17 protein-coding genes and 2 tRNA genes are annotated in these 18,701 nt (G+C 60.4%); 1 reads left to right on the top strand and 18 read right to left on the bottom strand.

Annotated elements, in window-relative coordinates; all coding sequences use genetic code 11:
- Positions 1-216: 216 nt before the first annotated feature.
- The 13 genes from lysS to asnB form a co-directional block, all read right to left on the bottom strand.
- Positions 217-2,181: a lysine--tRNA ligase gene (gene lysS, locus AB5Z54_RS07285; RefSeq protein WP_368160984.1), complete on the bottom strand. Its 1,965-nt coding sequence runs from the start codon at positions 2,179-2,181 to the stop codon at positions 217-219.
- Between the two features lie 79 nt (positions 2,182-2,260).
- The gene (gene greA, locus AB5Z54_RS07280) at positions 2,261-2,731 is read right to left on the bottom strand and encodes a transcription elongation factor GreA (RefSeq protein ID WP_368160982.1); all 471 of its coding nucleotides are present in this window, start codon (positions 2,729-2,731) and stop codon (positions 2,261-2,263) included.
- Positions 2,732-2,838: 107 nt separating this feature from the next.
- On the bottom strand, positions 2,839-3,114 hold the full coding sequence (tatA, locus tag AB5Z54_RS07275; protein WP_368160981.1) for a twin-arginine translocase TatA/TatE family subunit: 276 nt from the start codon (positions 3,112-3,114) through the stop codon (positions 2,839-2,841).
- 112 nt (positions 3,115-3,226) lie between these two features.
- Positions 3,227-3,303, bottom strand: a tRNA-Pro gene (locus tag AB5Z54_RS07270).
- A gap of 49 nt (positions 3,304-3,352) precedes the next feature.
- On the bottom strand, positions 3,353-4,249 hold the full coding sequence (ispE, locus tag AB5Z54_RS07265; protein WP_271730202.1) for a 4-(cytidine 5'-diphospho)-2-C-methyl-D-erythritol kinase: 897 nt from the start codon (positions 4,247-4,249) through the stop codon (positions 3,353-3,355).
- Positions 4,250-4,251: 2 nt separating this feature from the next.
- On the bottom strand, positions 4,252-4,548 hold the full coding sequence (locus AB5Z54_RS07260; RefSeq protein ID WP_006234957.1) for a Veg family protein: 297 nt from the start codon (positions 4,546-4,548) through the stop codon (positions 4,252-4,254).
- Between the two features lie 183 nt (positions 4,549-4,731).
- Positions 4,732-5,178: a D-aminoacyl-tRNA deacylase gene (dtd, locus tag AB5Z54_RS07255; protein ID WP_055286755.1), complete on the bottom strand. Its 447-nt coding sequence runs from the start codon at positions 5,176-5,178 to the stop codon at positions 4,732-4,734.
- A gap of 3 nt (positions 5,179-5,181) precedes the next feature.
- Complete coding sequence (gene rdgB / locus AB5Z54_RS07250) at positions 5,182-5,823, bottom strand: RdgB/HAM1 family non-canonical purine NTP pyrophosphatase (protein ID WP_022094898.1); 642 nt, start codon at positions 5,821-5,823, stop codon at positions 5,182-5,184.
- A gap of 140 nt (positions 5,824-5,963) precedes the next feature.
- Positions 5,964-6,689 carry a ribonuclease PH gene (gene rph / locus AB5Z54_RS07245; protein ID WP_368134973.1) on the bottom strand — a complete coding sequence of 242 codons (726 nt, stop codon included), beginning with the start codon at positions 6,687-6,689 and terminating at the stop codon, positions 5,964-5,966.
- Between the two features lie 54 nt (positions 6,690-6,743).
- Complete coding sequence (murI, locus tag AB5Z54_RS07240) at positions 6,744-7,628, bottom strand: glutamate racemase (protein ID WP_117716881.1); 885 nt, start codon at positions 7,626-7,628, stop codon at positions 6,744-6,746.
- Between the two features lie 51 nt (positions 7,629-7,679).
- The gene (locus AB5Z54_RS07235) at positions 7,680-8,591 is read right to left on the bottom strand and encodes an HAD family hydrolase (protein ID WP_055309432.1); all 912 of its coding nucleotides are present in this window, start codon (positions 8,589-8,591) and stop codon (positions 7,680-7,682) included.
- A 107-nt stretch (positions 8,592-8,698) separates the two neighbouring features.
- A complete protein-coding gene (locus AB5Z54_RS07230; RefSeq protein WP_368134972.1) occupies positions 8,699-10,261 on the bottom strand; it encodes a Mur ligase family protein in 1,563 nt (520 codons plus the stop codon).
- Positions 10,262-10,373: 112 nt separating this feature from the next.
- Positions 10,374-12,254: an asparagine synthase (glutamine-hydrolyzing) gene (gene asnB / locus AB5Z54_RS07225; RefSeq protein ID WP_368134971.1), complete on the bottom strand. Its 1,881-nt coding sequence runs from the start codon at positions 12,252-12,254 to the stop codon at positions 10,374-10,376.
- A gap of 187 nt (positions 12,255-12,441) precedes the next feature.
- Here asnB and AB5Z54_RS07220 point away from each other — a divergent pair.
- Positions 12,442-12,517 (top strand) — tRNA-Val (locus tag AB5Z54_RS07220).
- A 609-nt stretch (positions 12,518-13,126) separates the two neighbouring features.
- On the opposite strand, the gene AB5Z54_RS07215 is transcribed toward AB5Z54_RS07220, so the two are convergent.
- The 5 genes from AB5Z54_RS07215 to AB5Z54_RS07195 all read right to left on the bottom strand — a co-directional run bounded on the left by AB5Z54_RS07215 (position 13,127) and on the right by AB5Z54_RS07195 (position 18,683).
- Entirely contained in the window at positions 13,127-14,410 is a 1,284-nt protein-coding gene (locus AB5Z54_RS07215) for an aminotransferase class III-fold pyridoxal phosphate-dependent enzyme (protein ID WP_368134970.1), read from the bottom strand.
- Positions 14,411-14,479: 69 nt separating this feature from the next.
- On the bottom strand, positions 14,480-15,460 hold the full coding sequence (gene argB, locus AB5Z54_RS07210) for an acetylglutamate kinase (RefSeq protein ID WP_368160979.1): 981 nt from the start codon (positions 15,458-15,460) through the stop codon (positions 14,480-14,482).
- Between the two features lie 81 nt (positions 15,461-15,541).
- Positions 15,542-16,810, bottom strand: a complete 1,269-nt coding sequence (gene argJ, locus AB5Z54_RS07205; RefSeq protein WP_368160978.1) for a bifunctional glutamate N-acetyltransferase/amino-acid acetyltransferase ArgJ — start codon at positions 16,808-16,810, stop codon at positions 15,542-15,544.
- Between the two features lie 134 nt (positions 16,811-16,944).
- A complete protein-coding gene (gene argC, locus AB5Z54_RS07200) occupies positions 16,945-18,015 on the bottom strand; it encodes an N-acetyl-gamma-glutamyl-phosphate reductase (protein ID WP_368160976.1) in 1,071 nt (356 codons plus the stop codon).
- A 257-nt stretch (positions 18,016-18,272) separates the two neighbouring features.
- Positions 18,273-18,683, bottom strand: a complete 411-nt coding sequence (locus AB5Z54_RS07195) for a pyridoxamine 5'-phosphate oxidase family protein (RefSeq protein WP_055286773.1) — start codon at positions 18,681-18,683, stop codon at positions 18,273-18,275.
- Between the last annotated feature and the right edge of the window lie 18 nt (positions 18,684-18,701).

Below are 18,701 nucleotides of genomic sequence, written 5' to 3'. Positions count from 1 at the left end.
GGCCCCGCCGACCGATTGCAAGCGGTCGGCGGGGCCATTGTGGCTCTTGACAGCGGATTGGGTCATATGAGCGAGCGGGTCGCATTTGAGGCAAGGTGACGTGAAACGAAAGGGCGCTGACCTTCTGGTCGCGCCCTTGAAGTTGAACGTCAGATTGCCCAAATGCGGACCGCGCAGCGTCGAGCCGTTACGCGGTTCGTAGAACCGCGTAACAAGTTAGTACATCTTTGCGCCGGCGGGGATGGAGGCGTCGAGCTGGATCAGGTTGAGGCGCTCCTCGCCCTCCTCCTCGTGGACAGCGCTGATCAGCATGCCGCAGCTGGGAATACCCATCATCTTGCGCGGAGGCAGGTTGGTGATGGCGAGCAAGGTCTTGCCAACCAGGTCCTCGGGCTCGTAATAAGCGTGAATACCGGAGAGGATGGTGCGGTCGGTGCCGGTGCCGTCGTCGAGCGTAAAGTTCAGCAGCTTCTTGGACTTCTTGACGGCCTCGCATGCCTTGACCTTCACAGCGCGGAAGTCGCTCTTGGAGAAGGTATCAAAGTCGACGAACTCCTCAAACAGCGGCTCAACGGCGATCTTGGAGTAATCGAGCGTGGGCTTAAGCGACTTAACGAATGGGCTCGCGGCGTTGCCGGCCTCGGCAGCCTTGGCGGCAGCGGCACCGGACTGGAAACCCTTCTCGGGCTTCATGTGCGGGAACAGCAGCACGTCGCGGATAGAAGCCTGGTTGGTAAGCAGCATGACCACGCGGTCGATACCAATGCCAATACCGCCCGCGGGAGGCATACCGTACTCGAGGGCGCGCACGTAGTCCTCGTCATACTCCATGGCCTCATCGTCGCCGCCGGCCTTCTCGGCCATCTGGGCGGCAAAGCGCTCGGCCTGGTCGACCGGGTCGTTGAGCTCGGAGAACGCGTTGGCGTACTCGTGGCCGGCAATAACCAGCTCAAAGCGGTGCGTCAGGCGCGGGTCGTCCTCAAAACGCTTGGCAAGCGGGCTGACCTCGATGGGGTAATCGCACACGAAGGTCGGGTTGACGATGGTGTCCTCGCCCAGCTCATCGTAGATCTCGGCGATAATCTTGCCGGCGGTCCACTCGGGCTTAATCTCCAGGCCCTTCTCGCGCGCGGCGGAAGCAAGCTCCTCGACCGGCGTGTCGATGGTGACCTGCTTGCCGAGCACATCGGAGACGATGTCGGTCATGGGACGGCTGGCCCACTCACCAGAAAGGTCGATGGTCTGGCCCTGGTACTCGATGACCTCGGGGTTGCCGATGGCCTTGTTGGCAGCCTTGATGACACCCTGGGCGAGTGCCTTCATGCCCTCGAGGTCGGAGAAGGCACGGTAGGCCTCCATCGTGGTGAACTCGGGGTTGTGGGTAAGGTCCATGCCCTCGTTACGGAAGATGCGGCCGATCTCGAACACGCGCTCAAAACCACCGACAATGCAGCGCTTGAGGTGCAGCTCGGTGGCAATACGCAGGTAGCACTCCTGATCGAGCGCGTTGAAGTGGGTAATGAACGGCTTGGCAGTAGCGCCGCCCTGGATGGTCTGCAGGATGGGGGTCTCGACCTCCATGTAGCCGTCGGACTCCATAAAGCGGCGGAAAGTGGAGAGAATCTGCGAGCGCTTGCGGAAGGTCTCGCGAACATCGTCGTTGGCAATCAGGTCGACATAGCGCTGACGATAGCGGGTTTCCTTGTCGGAGAGGCCATGGAACTTCTCGGGCAGCGGGCGAACGGCCTTGGAGAGCAGCGTCGCGCTCTTGGGGGCGACGGAAAGCTGGCCGCGCTTGGTGCGCACGACCACGCCGGTCACGCCCAGGATATCGCCCAAGTCGAGGGCCTTAAGCGTGCTCCAGGCCGCCTCGTCCATGTCGTTAATACGGCAGAACAGCTGAATCTCGGCGGTAGCGTCGCGCACGACGATAAACATGATCTTGCCCTGACCGCGCTTGGCGACCACGCGGCCGCCGATCTTCACGACGCCCTCAGTATCCTCGCCATCGGCAAGATCGGCATATTTGGCCTCAATGTCGACGACATAGTCCTCGATCTCGGAGTGCTCGGGATAGGGGTTCTGGCCCGCCTCGAACAGGGCGGCGCGCTTTGCCAGACGCGTGGCGCGCTCGTCGTTGAGCGTCGAGGCCTGATCGGCGACGTTCTGGTTCTCTGCCATAAGTTAGCTCCTCAAACTAAAACGCTCCCCAGGATTCGGTCCCAGGGAGCGAAAACATACCTTTACGCGGGACCGTGGTCTAGCGTGCGATCTTGGCGATGGTGTAGACGCGGGTCTTGCCAGAAGGCGTAACGACCTCAACGGAGTCGCCCTCGCCATGACCGATGATGGCGTGGCCGACCGGAGACTCGTTGGAGATCTTGTGCTCGAGCGAGTTGGTCTCGGTGGTACCGACGAGCGTGACCTCCATGACCTCACCGTTGGGATCAATCAGCGAAACAGTGGAACCGATGGAGACGGTCAGACCGCCCGTGGTGGCAGCAACCTGGGCGTTGGCGAGAATAGCCTGAATCTCGGCGATGCGAGCAGCATTCTGGGCCTGCTTGTCCTTGGCGGCATCGTACTCGGAGTTCTCCGAAAGGTCGCCGAACGCGCGGGCTTCCTTGATGTCCTCGACGATCTCCTTGGCGTAATCGCCCTCACGCCAAGCGAGCTCCTCGACGAGCTTCTGGCGGCCCTCAGCGGTCAGTACGATCTGGCTTGCGTCCATACGGATATCTCCCCAACTATGATGTAACGATCAACTGTCAACAAAAACGAAAAAGACCGGCTAGCCTGCGGGCAAGCCGGTCAGGTGCTCACCCCAAAGGGATGGGACTACTCTGCGTCCGCGTCGCTGTCCTCTGCCTTCTTTTGCTTGGCAGCAGCGAGCTTGGCCTCGAGCTCTGCGATCTCCTTGTCCTCCTTGGACTCCTCGACCACAACGTCCTCGGCCTGCTTGGTTTCGCCCTTATCGTCGCCCTCCATACCCTCGCGGATATTCTTGACGGTAGAGCCGAGGGACTTACCGAGCTTCGGCAGGTTCTTAGGCCCAAAGATAATCAGGACAACAACGAGAATAATGATGAGCTCAGAAGCCCTCAGTCCAAACATGTAGACCTCCACAATACAGCGAGACAAGCTCGAATGAGTATACCGCGGGTATCGCGGTATCACAACAATAGCTAAAAAAAGGGACCGCAAGAAGCGGTCCCTCCTCATGCTCTGGTCGGGTTGACTGGATTTGAACCAGCGACCCCTGCGTCCCGAACGCAGTGCTCTACCAAACTGAGCCACAACCCGTTAGCTCGACTATAGTAACAAAGATTTTCGCCGCGTGCTAGAGAAATTTTTATTTCTTTGGCGCGTCGATTTGAACCGTGTTGGGAATAAACTCAGTCGCGCAGGCCCACCAGCCATTTTGCTGGGCAGCATCGGCAAGCCTTTCGACCGTGGCAGCGGTGTCGCAAATGGCAAACGAGCAGGCACCCGATCCGCACACATCTACAGCAACGGTTCCGTCCTGTTTACGCAGCCAGTCGAGGACCGTTTGAATCTGCGACTCCATCTGTGCGGAAATGACACCCAGATTGTTATGGATGAGTGCATATGCCGTCTCGGCATCACCAGCACGCAAGGCAGAAGCTATCGCGCCGGGCTTGTCCGCAGGCACCGGGGCCTCGTCAAAACGTCGATAGGCTTCAATTGTCGAAACGCTTGCCTCGCGCGGCTTGACCAGCACGACGGGCGTCGCGGGCAGCGCGGGGTACTCAGTTGCCAGCACGTCTCCCCCACCTACGTAGAACGCAGGACTCGCGTGCAAAAAGAACGGGACGTCAGCACCAATGCCCCGCGCAATATCGTCGAGCGCTGGGTCGGTGCGATCAATGCCCCAGAGCTCTGCCAAGGCGACAATGACCGCGGCCGCATCCGTCGAGGGGCCGCCCAAGCCGGCGCACAATGGAATGCGCTTCTCAATCGTCACGCAGATGTTTGCCTCGCGACCATAATGCTCGGCCATAGCAACCGCAACCCGATACGCCGTATTCTTTTGCATGGGAAAATCTGATGCCGGAACCGTCTGGACGGTCAGCGCCTGCGCCGGCGTGACCGTCACGGTATCGGAAAGACCGACGGCCGCCATCAGGGAATCGACCCTGTGGTAGCCGCGGTCATCGCGCTCGGTATGAACCCCCAGGTAGAGGTTAATCTTTGCCGGCGCGGAAAGAGTCAGGGACCGATCGGTCACCGTTAATGCTCCTCGAGCTGATTGCCGAGCGGGGTAAAGATATGCTCGCCGCTCTCGGGGTCGAACAGCTCGACCTGACCGGTGAGCACATCGATATACTGGTAGGACTGACGCGACTTGCGGCCACGACGCTCGTCAACCTCGACAATGAAGACGGCCGGGTGGACGCTCTTGATGGTGCCCATGCGCTCGACGACGCGGGTACGGCCCATGTTGGCCTTAACCTTGACGCGATCGCCCACCATATCGGTCAGCTTCTCGTGGATGTCGTCGACGTGATTGACTTCCATCTCTTCCATGAACAGGGCCTCCAGAAGGTGCAATTCAAAAAGGGGATAATACCCCTAAGATAGACAAAACTCTAATACTATAGCACCCTGTTGTGGCCATACGCAAGTAGCTAAAAAAGCCCGGTCTCGAATACGTACCAGACGACAATCTCGCATGACCAGTTGTTACGCGGTTTGGTAAAACCGCGTAACCTAAAGGTTATCGGTGTCCAAGACGATGGTGAATGGGCCGTCGTTGACCAAGTCGACTTTCATATCGGCGCCAAAAATGCCGTGCGCCACGTGTTCGACATCTTGGCGAACGAGCGTCAGGAAGTACTCGTAGAGCTCGTTGGCAACATCGGGCGCGCCGGCATCCGTAAACGATGGGCGGCGACCGTGGCGGCAGTCAGCGAACAGCGTGAACTGCGACACCACGAGTACCTCACCGTCGACATCGGCAAGCGCCAAGTTGGTCTTGCCGTTCTCGTCCTCGTTGATGCGCAGCCCGCGGAGCTTGCCCCACAGCTTATCGGCCTCGGCACGCGTATCGCCATGGCCCACACCCAGCAGCACCAGGTAGCCGCGTCCAATGCGGCCCACGCACTCGCCGTCGACCGTCACGCCGGCGTTGAGTACGCGCTGCACCACCGCACGCACGGCCTACTCCTCGCCCGTCAGTTTGGCGGATAGGTGCTCGAGCGCATGGAATCGATGGCTGATGGCGTTCTTCTCGTCCGCCGTCAGCTCGGCCATGGTCTTGCCCGGCGTGTCGACCGGCAGGAACAGCGGGTCGTAGCCAAAGCCGTGATCGCCGCGGCCCTCGTGCGCGATAACGCCCTCGCAGGCGCCCTCACCATAGGTGACCAGACCATCCGTGTCGATGAGCGCGACGACACTCATAAAACGCGCGGTGCGATCCTCGTCTGCCACGCCTTCCAAGTTAACGAGCAGCTTGGCGTTGTTGGCGGCATCGTCGCCATGCACGCCCGCATAGCGCGCGCTATACACGCCCGGCTCGCCGTCCAGGGCATCAACGACCAAGCCCGAATCGTCGGCAATGGCCATAAGGCCCGTCTCCTCAACCGCGGCTTGGGCCTTGATGATGGCGTTCTCCAAAAACGTCGTGCCGTTTTCCTCGGGATCCTCAAAATCACCCAGCTGGCCGAGCGCCACAAAGCGCACCTCGGGCATGACCTTGCCCAAAATGGCCTCGATCTCGGTGAGCTTGTGGGCGTTGCCCGTTGCCACGACGATGGTCGCCGCCGGGTCGAGGGTGTCGATGTCAATCTTCTCAAGTGCCATGACTGGCCTCCTTGTCTCTATAGCAAGCCGCGTGAGGGGCGTTTGGGCACTTGACCTCTCCCCTCTCAGGCGATCGGACCTTTCAACGCAGCATTTCAGCAGATAAAACCTACCAAAATAAACCTGTCCCTTTTGGCAGGTTAGGCGATGGCTTGGCGCTGAAGCTCGATGAGCTCGGCGATACCCTTGTCGCCCAGGTCGAGCAGGGCGTTGAGGCGTTTGCGGTCAAAGGGCGCCTGCTCGCCGGTGCCCTGGAGCTCGATCATCTCGCCGGTGTCGGTGGCGACGAGGTTCATGTCGACCTCGGCATGGCTGTCCTCGGAATAATCTAGGTCGAGCAGAGTGTTGCCGTCGACAACGCCCATGGAAATCGCGGCGACCTGGCCCGTGAGCGGGATGCGCTCGAGCTTACCCGCCTCGACCCACATGGCAAGGGCGTCGTGCAGCGCCACCCAGGCGCCGGTAATGCTCGCCGTGCGTGTGCCGCCATCGGCCTGGATCACATCGCAGTCGACGGTAACGGTGTACTCGCCAAGTGCCTTCATATTGACGATGGTACGCAGGCTGCGACCGATGAGGCGTTCGATCTCCATGGAGCGGCCCTTGCGGTTGGCATGCTCGCGCTTGCAGCGCTTGCCGGTCGATGCCGGCAGCATGGCGTACTCCGCCGTTACCCAACCGGCCTTGGCGCCCTTGCGCCAGCCCGGCACGCCCTCCTCGATAGTGGCGGCGCACAGCACGCGCGTGTCGCCGAACTCGGCCAAACACGAGCCGTGGGCGTGCTTCATGACGCCACGGGTGAGCTTAACGGGGCGCAACTCGTTGGCGGCGCGACCGTTGGCGCGGTTGACCTGCATGTACTCCATAGAAATTTCCTTTCGGCAAAAGATGTGGCGAAGGCTTTGGCGGCTGCCTTACATCTATTTCAGCTCATCGATATCGATATGTTCGATGCTCTTGAGCGGCTGACCAAAGATAAAGCTACCCGCCACCGCAAACTCGGCAATGTTATCGGCCGTCGTGGCAAAACGATGCTGCGGCTCGGCGGCGTCGCCCGCCAGCTGCTCGCGGCGCGTGAGAATATCGGTCAGCTCGCGCGTGGTCTCCTCGGCGGAACTCACGACGCGCACCCCAGGCCCCAGCGCATGGCGGATAGGTCCCACCAACAGCGGGAAATGCGTACAGCCGAGCACCACGGTATCGATACCGTGGTCGCGCAGCGGCTCAACCGTGGCACCCACCAGCGCACGCACGGCGGGCGTATCGAAGATGTCCTCGTTCTCAAGCCACTGTTCCTGCAGATGTGCACCCGAGGCGAGCTCGTGTTCGACAACCTCGACAAAGCTCGAGGCAGGACAGCCGTATACATCGACACCGGCATCTAGATCCTGAATGGCGCGCGTGTAGGCGCCCGAGCGGATGGTGAGGTTGGTAGCGAGCACGCCCACGCGACGCGTACGCGTGCTGTTGATTGCTGCACGGGCACCCGGCGCGATCACGCCGATCACGGGAACGTCGAGCACCTGCTGGGCCAGACGCAAGGCCGCAGCGGTCGCCGTGTTGCAGGCGATGACCATAATCTTGACGTCGTGCTTCGAAAGCCAACGACCCGCCTGCAACGCAAACGAGCGCACCTCATCCTCGGTGCGCGTGCCGTAGGGGCAGCGCTTGGTGTCGCCAAAGTAGTAGACGGACTCGTGCGGCAGCGCCGTCGCGATGGCGCGCGCAACCGTCAGACCGCCCAAACCAGAATCGAACACGCCAATCGGGCGCGTGTCACCTGTCGGATTCTCGATATCGGACATTACCTCACCAGTCTCTCTCAAAAAGACATGTCCAAGTGCGGCGACGCCGCGCTACGAACGCGCCGCGACCAGCAGCTCTGCCGTCGCCGCCCAACCATCGACAATTTTGCCGCGCGTAACGAAAGCGTTCTCGCAAGCAGCCAGGAACTCGGGCGCGCCGGCGCTCGTCAGGCCATTCTCGACCAGGCAGAACGTGCCCACGTGATCGGCCATGTAGAAGTCGGACTCGGAATCGCCGAGCGCCAACGTCTCCTCGCGCTCGATCCCTAGGTGCTCGCAGAAGCGCGCAATGGCGACGCCTTTGTTGAGGCCTGCGGGGTTGATGTTGAATGCGCGACCGTCCTCGACGCGATCAAGCTCGAGCGTCGTCGGCTTGGACAGATGCGTCAGGTGACCGTTGCAAGCCCAGATCAGACCGCAGCCGGCCTCGTCCAGGATGGCCTGAACCTCATCGTCGGGCACATCGCCGCGCATGCCGACGGTGACCTCACGGTATTTGTAGCCGGTCGACATGTCGTTGTGATACTCGATCTTGTGCGGCCAGCGGGCGAGGATCTTCTCGCACACGCCGGTCTGCTCGATCACCTGGTGCGGCGTGAGGCCGCAAGAGGAGTCGTAGGGCATGTCGCCGGTCAGATACTCCCAATCGTTGGCTTTGAGGTCGTACATGACCAGGCCGCCCATCTCGCCGATGTAGGAGTTGAGACCGAGCACACGCGCGTCCTCGTGGATCATGGTACGGTTGCGGCCCGAGGTGGGAACCACCTGAATACCAGCGCGAGCGAGCGCCACGACAGCCTCGACGAGTTTGGTCGAGGGGTTGCCGTCGTTGTCGCGCAGCACGCACGAGCCGGGCGCGAGCATCGTGGCATCCAGGTCGGTAAAGACGTACTTGACCTTGGCCAAGCGCTCGCGCATCTCGCCCGAAAGCTCGGCAACGGTCGGCAGGGTGTTGTGGGACATGGTTACTCCGTTTACGTAGAAGGGTTTGGACTTGGACGGCATGTTTTGATTGAGGGAACACGCTTATGGCGACAGCGCACTCAGGGCGCCGCCGCCATCATGGTTCATTAGTCAAACTGGGTAACATCGATCAGGCGATTGGCCAGCGAAAGGTCGCTCTCGATGGGCACGAACTCGTCGCCCACGTGCATGAGCTCCTCGTCACCCTTTGCCAGCAGCAAGACAATGGTGGGAGCATCGGGGTTGACGTACTCCTCGCGCGCCGCCTTGAACGCCGCATGCACAGCGGCTTCGCGGTCGAGGATGATCTTGTTCGGCGTATCGTCGGGAACATGCTCGGCAAGCTCGCGACAGACCTTCATCGGGTCCTCGTGAGCTGGATCCTCGTTGGCAAAGATCATCAGGTCGGAATACGGTGCGGCCTCGCGCGGAAGCTGCTCGCGGCGCTCCTGCGCCTTGCCGCCGGCAGCGCCAAACAGCGCAATGACGGGGCTAGCGGGAAACGCGCGCTTGACCGACGAGAAAAGCGAACGGAACGAAAGCTGGTTGTGCGCATAGTCGACGACGCAGATCACGCGACCGTCCTTCGACTCCACGACCTCCATACGGCCCGGCACACGCAGTTTGGAGAGGCCCTTCTTGATGGCATCGATACCGATGCCGATCTCGCGCGCAGCGGCGATAGCGACCAGCGCGTTCTCCACGTTAAAGTCTCCCGCGATACCCAGCAGGATCTTCTCCCCCGCCTCGGACTCGTCGGCGCTCATGCCGTGCAGGTTAAACTCGATGTTAAAGCCGACCATGCGTACGTCGCTCGCCCACAGGCTTGCCTCGGGATGCTCGACGCCAACGGTCACCAAGCGCTCGGCCGTCGACGCTGCCTCCAGCACACGGTCGACCTCTTCGGTGCCCAGATTCACCACGGCGGTCTTTGCCTGGTCAAAAATCCTGAGCTTGCTCTCAAAATAATCCTCAAACGTGGGGTGTTCGATCGGCGAGATGTGGTCGCGGCCGATGTTGAGGAAGCACGCCACGTCAAACGGCAGATTCTCGACGCGTTGGTACTTGAGCGCCTGGCTCGAGACCTCCATGACCATGGACTGGCGACCGGACGTGCGGCAGTTGGCGATATGGCGCCAAACCTCGGGGGCCTCGGGCGTAGTATTGGTGCTCTCGTAGCACTCGATACCATCGTCGGTACTCACCGAGCCGATCATGCCGCAGGACTCGCCCGCCGCTTTGATAATCGACTGGAGCATAAAAGCGGCCGTGGTCTTTCCCTTGGTGCCGGTGATGCCCACGATCTTGACGTCGTGGTCGGGACGGTCGTAGACCTCCGGCGGCAACAGGGCCATGGCCGTGCGAACACTATCAACAACCAGCATCGCAGCACCGCTCTCCTTCGCCAGCGGCTCCAGAGACTCGACCAGCGACTCCTCGCACACAAATGCGACGGCGCCCGCATCGAGCGCCATGCTCAAAAACGCGGGCTTAAAGGCAGCACCTTTACAGAAGAACACGTCACCTGCCGAGACCGCGCGCGAATCAAACGAGCAACCGGTCACGGCACGCTCGTCAACCTGCTCTGATGCGCGCAGCTCGCCGCACACATCGAGCAGCTTGGCAAGCGTATCGACCGTGGTCACGGTCGCGGAATCCGAATGGTGCATCTTTCACCTTTCTCAGCCATTTGGCAGGGACGGTTTTCATAGTAACTGAAACGTGCTCGCGCAAAAACGGCTCCCGGAGGAGCCGTTACGCGCAGGCATTCGTAGGCCGAGACTAGGCAGCCTGAACAGAAGGCTGGCCCTCGTCGATAAAGAAGCGCTTGTACCACACTAGGAACACGAGCGGCGTATAGATCTTGCGCTGGAAATCGCCCTTGCCCGCAAAGTGCAGATCGAGCAGGTGCATGAGTTCGTCGGTATTGAAGAACTCACTTGCCCACGGCGCGGTGAAGTACTCCTTGACATAGTCGTACCACTTTTGCTCGCGCAGCCAGTAGACAATCGGCACCGGGAAGCCCACCTTGGGACGGGTGGCCCACTCATCGGGCAGCGACTTGTTGGCAGCGTGGCGGAGTACCTGTTTGTTGCCGTTCTCGTTGATGCGGTAGCGGTCGGGAATGTGCTCGGCGAACTCCATGACTTTGCGGTCCAGGAAGGGCACGCGCAGCTCCAGCGAGTGTGCCATGCACATCTTGTCGGCCTTGAGCAGAATGTCGCCCGGGAGCCACATGTTCATGTCCAGGTACTGCTTCTTGACCAGTTCGGGCTGACCCTTCACGCGTGCGTAGATGGGTGCAGCGAGCTCGAAGGCGCCGTCGCCGGTGTTGTACTCGGGCTTGAGCACGCCGTCGACCTCGCGCTCCGGCCATACCAGAGCCTGTCCCAGGAACGACTTCTCGGGGATCTCGGCACCCTTGACCAGGAAGTTATGTCCCTTGAAGTACGGCATATGCAGCGCCAGGTTACCGAGCGCGCGACGGATGGGCAGCGGTACCATCTTTTTGTACTTGCGCACCGGGACCGTATCCTCGTAGTAGGCGTAGCCGCCAAAGAGTTCGTCGGCGCCTTCACCCGAAAGCACCACGGTGACGTCCTTGCGGGCCATCTCGGCCAAGAACCACAGCGGCACGGAAGACAGGTTGGACTGCGGCTCGTCCATGTGATACTGGATGTCCTCGAGCGCACCGAAGAACTCGTCGGCGGTAATCATCTTGCGAACGTTTTCGACGCCGAGCTTATCGGAAAGCTCCTTGGCGTAGTTGGTCTCGTTGAAGTTCTTGTAGTCAAAGCCCACCGAGAAGGTCTTGTCGGGCATGAGGCAAGCGGCGATGTAGCTGGAGTCGACGCCACCGGAGAGGAACGACGCGACCTTGACGTCGGCGATGCGATGGGCCTCGACGCTCTCGTGCACGACCTCGTCCAACTCATCGACATACTCTTCGAATGGCTTCTCGACGGCAGAGTAATCGCAATCCCAGTAGCGCTCGATGTTCATCTTGCCGGTCGGGATATCGGCGGTAAAGTAGTGCGCCGGCGGCAGCTTGTAGACACCCTCGAAGAAGGTCTCCTCGGTTGCCGAATACTGCAGCGTCATGTACGGACGCAGGGCCTTTTTGTTGACCGCCTTGTGGAAGTGCGGGTAGTCCAGGAAGCTCTTGATCTCGGAACCAAAGAGCACGCCCGGAGCGCCGTCGCCCGCATCGGCCATGGGATAGTAGTAAAGCGGCTTGATGCCAAAGATGTCGCGGGCGCCAAAAAGCTTGTTCTTCTTTTTGTCCCAGATGACGAAGGCGTACATACCGCGCAGGCGATCGAGGACGGCCTCGCCCCACTCCTCGTAGCCGTGCAGGAGGCTCTCGGTGTCGGCGCCGCAATGGAACTTGTAGCCCTTGGCTTCGAGCTCGGAACGGAGTTCTTGGAAGTTGTAGATCTCACCGTTGAAGACAATGACGACGCTACCGTCCTCGTTGGCCATAGGTTGGGCGCCGGCCTCGGTCAGGTCGAGGATCGACAGGCGGCGGAAGCCGAGGGCAACGCGGCCGTCGATAAACTGACCGCCCATGTCGGGACCGCGATGGACGATGCGGTCCATCATCTTGGTGAGCACCTCGGATTGGTTATCCGTCCCACCGACAAAACCGACAAAACCGCACATATACTATCCCCTCTGCTGTTGCTGGGCATCAAATCGAATCAGTAGCTTTTGAGTATACCCGAGGGCGTAAAGAGGGGCGGAATGTTCAGGCAATCTCAACTGAATCAGCTCCGCTGTGACACGCGCGAGTTACCTTTAATGGATATGAGGTGAATGAGGCGATTGTTTTGCTATACTCTCTCCGCACGGGCGATTGGCGCAACGGTTAGCGCAGGTGCTTTACACGCACAAGGCTGGGGGTTCGAATCCCTCATCGCCCACCATTGAATTGGAAACGGTCCTCGAAAGGGGACCGTTTTTGTTTGGGCCCATTTCATGGGATTCGAACCCGCAAGGGTGCGGAGCTGAGGAAACGCGAAGCGTTTTCCAGCGCAGCACGCGAGGAGCGAAGCGACGAAGCGGATGCGGGCGGCGGAGCCGCACGCGGACATCCCTCATCGCCCACCACTGATTTGATAGGCTCCCAGCAATGGGAGCCTTTCTTTTTTGGGCCCAGCGCATGGGATTCGAACCCGCCAGCACGTCTGTCACAAAGGCCGTGGCCAAATAATGGCAAAAATGAGTACTGCTACTTTGCTTGCAACATATAAACAGATAGTGTTTGCTTAGGTTACGCAACATATGTCCATTATAAGGACTAACAGTCAGATCAAAATCGTGTATTCATCGCCATTTCGACTTGCCATCTGGCCTTATTAGTCCAAAATTGCTGCTACCAAATCGGTAACAGTACTCATATTTGATGTTTTTTGACCAGCAGGTCTCCCTGCCTTAGCAAATCTAAGGCAAAACGGGCTCCAGACCGCTGAATCATGCCGCATAGGGCACGTCCGCAGTCCGGAACTCGGTCCAAATTGAGTTATTGCGCCGCGTTAGCCCAAAACACCCGACAGGATCTCGATCAGACTGTCCACGTCGGCTTCCTCGCAGACGAGTGGCGGCAGGAAACGCAGCGTATGCGCACCCGTAGCGTTGATCACGGCACCGGCGGCCAGCGCGCGGGCAACAACACCATGCGCGTCGCCCGCGGCATCATCCAAATCACAGCCGAGCATCAAGCCGCGACCACGTACCTCGGTCACGTGCGGCAGCTTGGCGAGCTTTGCCTCCATATAGGCACCCACCTTGGCAGCATGCTCGGCATAATCGCCACGCACAAGCGCGGAGAGCGTCGCGGCACACGCCGCGATGGCCAAGCAGCTACCGCCAAAGGTCGAGCCGTGGTCGCCCGGCTTAAACACGTCGGCAATCTCCTTCTTCGCCACGACGGCACCCATGGGCACGCCATCAGCAATGCCCTTGGCAAGGCTCATGATGTCGGGCTCCACGCCATAGGTCTGGAACGCAAACGGCTTGCCGGAGCGGAAGATGCCGCACTGGACCTCGTCGGCGATAAGCACGGCGCCCACTTCGTGTGCCAGGTCGCGCGCCGTAGCCATAAACTCCTCGGTCATGGGATGCACACCGCTCTCACCCTGGATCGGCTCGAGCATCACGGCACAAATTTCGCTCCCCAGCTGCTTAAAGATCGCACGCAGCTCATCCACATCGTTGGGCGTGCAGGCCACAAAGCCACCCGGCAGCGGGCGGAAGCTGTCCTGCAGCCAATCCTGCATGGTGGCGGCAATGGTCTCGAGCGTACGGCCGTGGAAGCCGCCGCGCATGCACACGATGGTGTTGCCGCCATTACCGGCACGCTTGGCGTACAGGCGCGCGAGCTTCATCGAGCCCTCGTTGGCCTCGGCGCCAGAGTTGGCAAAGAAGGTCTCCCAAACCTGCTCATCCGCAGCCGGGGCACCAAGAGCAGCTGCCGTGGTCTCATCGCCGGCGGCAATGGCATCGGCAAGCACGCGCGCACCATCTACGTCGTCGTTAGCAAGCTTGGACAGCAGCGCCGCGACCTGTCCGCGCTGCTCAATGTAGAAGTAATTGGAGACATGCATGAGCTTTTTGGTCTGTGCCTCGAGCGCCGAGAGCACAGCCGGGTCGCCATGACCTAGGCTGCACACGCCGATGCCGGCAAGAAAGTCGAGGTACTCACGGCCATCGTCGCCGGTGAGCTTCATGCCGTGACCCTCGACAAACTCGACCGGAGAGCGGCCAAAGGTATGCATAATGTAATGGGATTCAAGCGATTGCTGAGCTGCAAGTGACATGAGATGCCTTTCGTTGGGCGCCAGACGGCGCGGGGCTATGGGTGCAGGAATGGGGCGGCTGAGGGTCAGCTAGACCGTCTGAAGCTTCTCGACCTCGTCAAGGTTCTCGGTCAGACGCGCAGCAAACGTCGAAAGCGGATGCGGATGCGTATCGAACTCGTAAGCCGTCTCGGTGGAATGGATCACGGTGCCGACGCCGGCATCGGTCAGCAGCTCCAGGAGCAGCGAATGCGGCGTAGTACCGTTAATGATGTGGGCACGAAATACGCCGCCGGTAAGCGCATCGACGGCCGCACGCAGCTTGGGAATCATGCCCTTATCGACCTCGCCGCCGTAGAGCATTTCGTTAACCTCGTTGAGCGTTAGGTTGGAGATAAGCGAGTCCTTGTCGCTAAAGTCCTTGTACAGGCCATCGACATCGGTCAAAAAGATCGCCTTATGCGCGTGGAGCGCCGCGGCAACGGCACCGGCGGCGGTATCGGCGTTGATGTTGAAGAAACCGCCGTCCTCCCCCGCCGCGACGGTAGCGATGACGGGGATGTACTCGCTATCGAGTAAGCGCTCGATATAGTCGGTGTTGACGTGCGTCACTTTGCCCACGCGACCGAGCTCGGGGTCGAGCGACTCGGCGATGAGCGTGCCGGCATCGCTGCCCGACACGCCCACGGCCAGGTTGCCGTGGTGGTTGATGGCAGCAACCAGCTCCTGGTTAACCTTGCCGCCCAGCACCTCGCGCACGATATCCATAGTCGCCGGCGTGGTCACGCGCTGGCCGTTCTTAAACTCGACGGGAATATCGTAATGGCTCAGCGCCTCGTTGATAGCCTTGCCGCCGCCGTGCACGATGACGGGGCGCATACCGATGATCTTGAGCAAAACGATGTCGCTCATCACGTCGCGGCGCAGCTGCTCATCAACCATGGCGGCTCCGCCATATTTGATAACAACCGTCTTGCCGGTCAGGTTCTTAATCCACGGCAGCGCTTCGAACAGCAGCTGCGCGGTTGCTTCGTTGGATTCGCTCGAACGACAATCGCGTGCGAATTTCATAATCTGCCTCGTCTTTCGTATCGTTATCGCGCCGTGCTCCGCTGTCCGCAATCGCGGCAAGATGCGCAGCGTGCCCGGAATCTAGGAACGGTAGTCGCCGTTGATGGAGATGTACTCATGCGTGAGGTCGCAGGTCCACACGGTCGTTGCCGCGTCGCCTGCGCCCAGGTCGGCCGAGATCACGATCTCGGGCGCCTCGAAACGTCGTAGAGCCTCGTCCTCATCAAAGGGAACAGTCAGACCGTCGCGACAGACAGGCATGCCCATCATGTCGATGGAAACGTCTTCCTGATTAAACTTCACGCCGCACTTGCCAAGCGCCATAGCAACGCGGCCCCAGTTGCAGTCGTGGCCGGCGATGCAGGTCTTAACGAGCGGCGAGTTGGCAACGGCACGGGCGGCGATATCGGCTTCCTCGTCGTTCACGGCGCCGGTAACGTTGACCGTAACAAGCTTGGATGCGCCCTCACCATCGGCGGCGATATTGCGCGCCAGGCTCTCGCACACCTCGTGCACGGCAAATGCCAACTCGTCAAAGGCATCGGAGCCCTCGACGATAGGCTCGGCATCTGCGGCAGCGGCGCCGGAGGCAAGCATGATGCAGGTGTCGTTGGTCGAGGTGTCGGAATCGACCGTTACCTTGTTAAAGGTCTGCTTGACGGTCGAGAGCAGCAGGGTATGAAGTGCCGCAGGCTCGACGGGGACATCGGTGGTGATAACTGCGATCATGGTGGCCATGTTGGGCATGATCATGCCCGAGCCCTTGCACATTCCGCCCACCGTATAGACATTGCCCGCATGACCCGCAGCCTCACTGACGTAGGTCACGGCGTACTCCTTGGAGTGCGTGTCGGTCGTCATGATGGCGCGAGCGGCATCGGGGCCACCGTGAGCGGAGAGCGCCTCGTAGGCAGCAGGAATGGCGGTCTCAAACGTGTCGATCGGCAGAATCTGGCCAATCACGCCCGTGGAGGCAACCAGAATCTGCTGGGGCTCGCAGCCGATGACCTGCGATGCGATGCTGCACGTCTCGCGCGCGCATGCAAGGCCGGTCTCACCCGTGGCGGCGTTGGCATTGCCAGAGTTGACCGAAACGCCGGCGATGATACCGTAACCCTTGTCGGCACCGCCCAAGTTGGCACGGCTCACTTGCACGGGCGCCGCGCAAAAGCGATTGGTGGTAAACACGCCGGCACCGGGACAGGGTTTATCGGGCACGACGAGCGCGTAATCCAGACGCTCGGGGTTCTTGCGGAACCCAGCGTGGATGCCCGCAGCTTTAAAACCAGCCGCAGCCGTAACGCCACCCTCGACGGCGCGAATCTTGATATCAAACAGCTCGGTATTCATCGTCTTTATGACTCCTTATGTCAAACAAATAACGGACATCGGTTGGTGCGCCATGCCAGTCGTAATCATGAGACCAGCTTAAGAGTGGCGCCCCACTCGATGCCCGACTACCAAATCGTTAACAATCGAATGTGCTACACCGGGCACGCCACTGTGGGCAAGCCTCGTCGCTCGTCAAAGCCAAAGACGATATTGGCACACTGGACCGCTTGGCCCGCAGCGCCCTTGCACAGATTGTCGATGGCGCCCGTCGCCACCAGCACGCCCGCGCGCTTGTTGAGCGCGAGGCCAATCTGGGCGGCGTTGGTTCCGACGACCGAAGCCGTCTTGGGCTGCTGGCCGGCATCGAGCACGCACACAAAGGTGCGTCCAGCGTAGAACTGCTTGTAATAGTCGACAACGTCCTCAAGGGTCAAGGTATCGATAGCCTGCGGCGTAAGCGGCATCGTCACCGTGGAGAGCAGGCCGCGCTTGAGCGGTGCCAGATGCGGGGTAAAGACGACGCGATCGGTTAAGCCAAGGATTTGCTCAATCTCGGGCGTGTGGCGATGTTTACCCACGCCATAGGCTTCCAGGTTCTCGTCCGCGCTGCAAAAGTGGGTGCGGGCGTTGCAGGACTTACCGGCACCCGTCACGCCGCTAATGGCATCGACGATTACGGGGCCGCTCTGGGCAACCCAGCCGGCGCGCACGGCGGGAGCGGCAGCAAGGCTCGTTGCGGTGGGATAGCAACCGGCGCAGGCGACCAACACGGGCCTGCCAGCGGCATGGCTGGAAGCAGCGGTCTCCAAGTCCCGGCAGAATAGCTCGGGCAGGCCAAAGGCACGGGTCTTGAGCAGCTCGGGGCTCGTATGCTCGGCGGCATACCACGTCTCAAAGACGGACGCGTCGTTCAGGCGGTAGTCGGCCGAAAGATCAAAGCAGGAGACGCCCGATGCAAGCAGCGCGGGCACCTGTGCCATGGCAGCCGTGTGCGGCACGGCAAGAAAAACCGCATCGCAGCTCTTAAGCTCGGGGGCGTCATGCGTGGTAAAAACCAGATCGCTCACGCCAGCAAAGCTCGGATACACCGCGGACAGCGGCTGGCCGGCATCGGCGTTGGACGTAATGGCAACAAGTTCAAACTCGGGATGGCCGAGCACGAGGCGAATGAGCTCGGCTCCGGCATATCCAGCCGCGCCGACGATTCCAACCTTCAATGACATATCAGACTCCTTGTCTGCGATTTATGCACCGATGCGCATTTCGCAGTGGTCGTTATGAAGTGGGTTGAAACTTTAGCACCAAAAGATGCATGAACACGTAAATGGCTTGCATATTCATGCATTGAAACAATCCCGACACATTCGCTTGAAGGAATTGACAAATGGAGCGGGCCCCGTATTGACCGGCGCTCCTAACGGCACCGGGCAATACGGGGCCCGCCCATGCGAAAACCAAGTTGTTAGGATGAGCCAGCCGGCTAGAGCTCGACCGGCACCCATTCGTCGTGATTGCAGATAAAAGCCTCGGGATCCTCGACGCTAAAGAAGACGAGCGTGGGGTCGTTAGGCCCCTCATAGTGCTCGCTCAAGCGCTCAAGATGTTTCCATCCGGCCTCGCGCATTTCGCTCGAAGCCCGGTCTTCCAGCCCCGCACGCCCGCGCAGAATCAACCAACCATGGCCCGGCCACCAACTCGTGGCCTCAAAGCGCTGGTTTTGCAGCAGCTCTTGCCACACATCTTTGGTGCGCGCTGTTACAAACCACAGTTTGCCATCCTGGATCTGCGCAAACGAAAACGGACGCACATGAGGCTGTCCGTCAACGCTCGTCGCCAAATACCATGCCGGCACCGACGTCAGATACTCCAACACCGTATTCAATCCGTCCACGTTTCCTCCTGTACTAGT

This window comes from Collinsella aerofaciens (assembly GCF_040910185.1).
Classification (GTDB): domain Bacteria; phylum Actinomycetota; class Coriobacteriia; order Coriobacteriales; family Coriobacteriaceae; genus Collinsella; species Collinsella aerofaciens_BF.
Note: the sequence above shows the minus strand (reverse complement) of the source record. Positions and strands in the feature narration are given on the sequence as shown.

Bases quoted from the DNA above. Each gene is read 5' to 3' on its own strand.
- murI (WP_117716881.1), bottom strand. From the start codon at position 7,628: ATGTCCGATATCGAGAATCCGACAGGTGACACGCGCCCGATTGGCGTG.
- rph (WP_368134973.1), bottom strand. From the start codon at position 6,689: ATGGAGTACATGCAGGTCAACCGCGCCAACGGTCGCGCCGCCAACGAG.
- rdgB (WP_022094898.1), bottom strand. From the start codon at position 5,823: ATGGCACTTGAGAAGATTGACATCGACACCCTCGACCCGGCGGCGACC.
- asnB (WP_368134971.1), bottom strand. From the start codon at position 12,254: ATGTGCGGTTTTGTCGGTTTTGTCGGTGGGACGGATAACCAATCCGAG.
- AB5Z54_RS07260 (WP_006234957.1), bottom strand. From the start codon at position 4,548: ATGGAAGAGATGGAAGTCAATCACGTCGACGACATCCACGAGAAGCTG.
- AB5Z54_RS07235 (WP_055309432.1), bottom strand. From the start codon at position 8,591: ATGTCCCACAACACCCTGCCGACCGTTGCCGAGCTTTCGGGCGAGATG.
- greA (WP_368160982.1), bottom strand. From the start codon at position 2,731: ATGGACGCAAGCCAGATCGTACTGACCGCTGAGGGCCGCCAGAAGCTC.
- tatA (WP_368160981.1), bottom strand. From the start codon at position 3,114: ATGTTTGGACTGAGGGCTTCTGAGCTCATCATTATTCTCGTTGTTGTC.
- AB5Z54_RS07230 (WP_368134972.1), bottom strand. From the start codon at position 10,261: ATGCACCATTCGGATTCCGCGACCGTGACCACGGTCGATACGCTTGCC.
- argC (WP_368160976.1), bottom strand. From the start codon at position 18,015: ATGTCATTGAAGGTTGGAATCGTCGGCGCGGCTGGATATGCCGGAGCC.
- argJ (WP_368160978.1), bottom strand. From the start codon at position 16,810: ATGAATACCGAGCTGTTTGATATCAAGATTCGCGCCGTCGAGGGTGGC.
- argB (WP_368160979.1), bottom strand. From the start codon at position 15,460: ATGAAATTCGCACGCGATTGTCGTTCGAGCGAATCCAACGAAGCAACC.
- AB5Z54_RS07215 (WP_368134970.1), bottom strand. From the start codon at position 14,410: ATGTCACTTGCAGCTCAGCAATCGCTTGAATCCCATTACATTATGCAT.
- lysS (WP_368160984.1), bottom strand. From the start codon at position 2,181: ATGGCAGAGAACCAGAACGTCGCCGATCAGGCCTCGACGCTCAACGAC.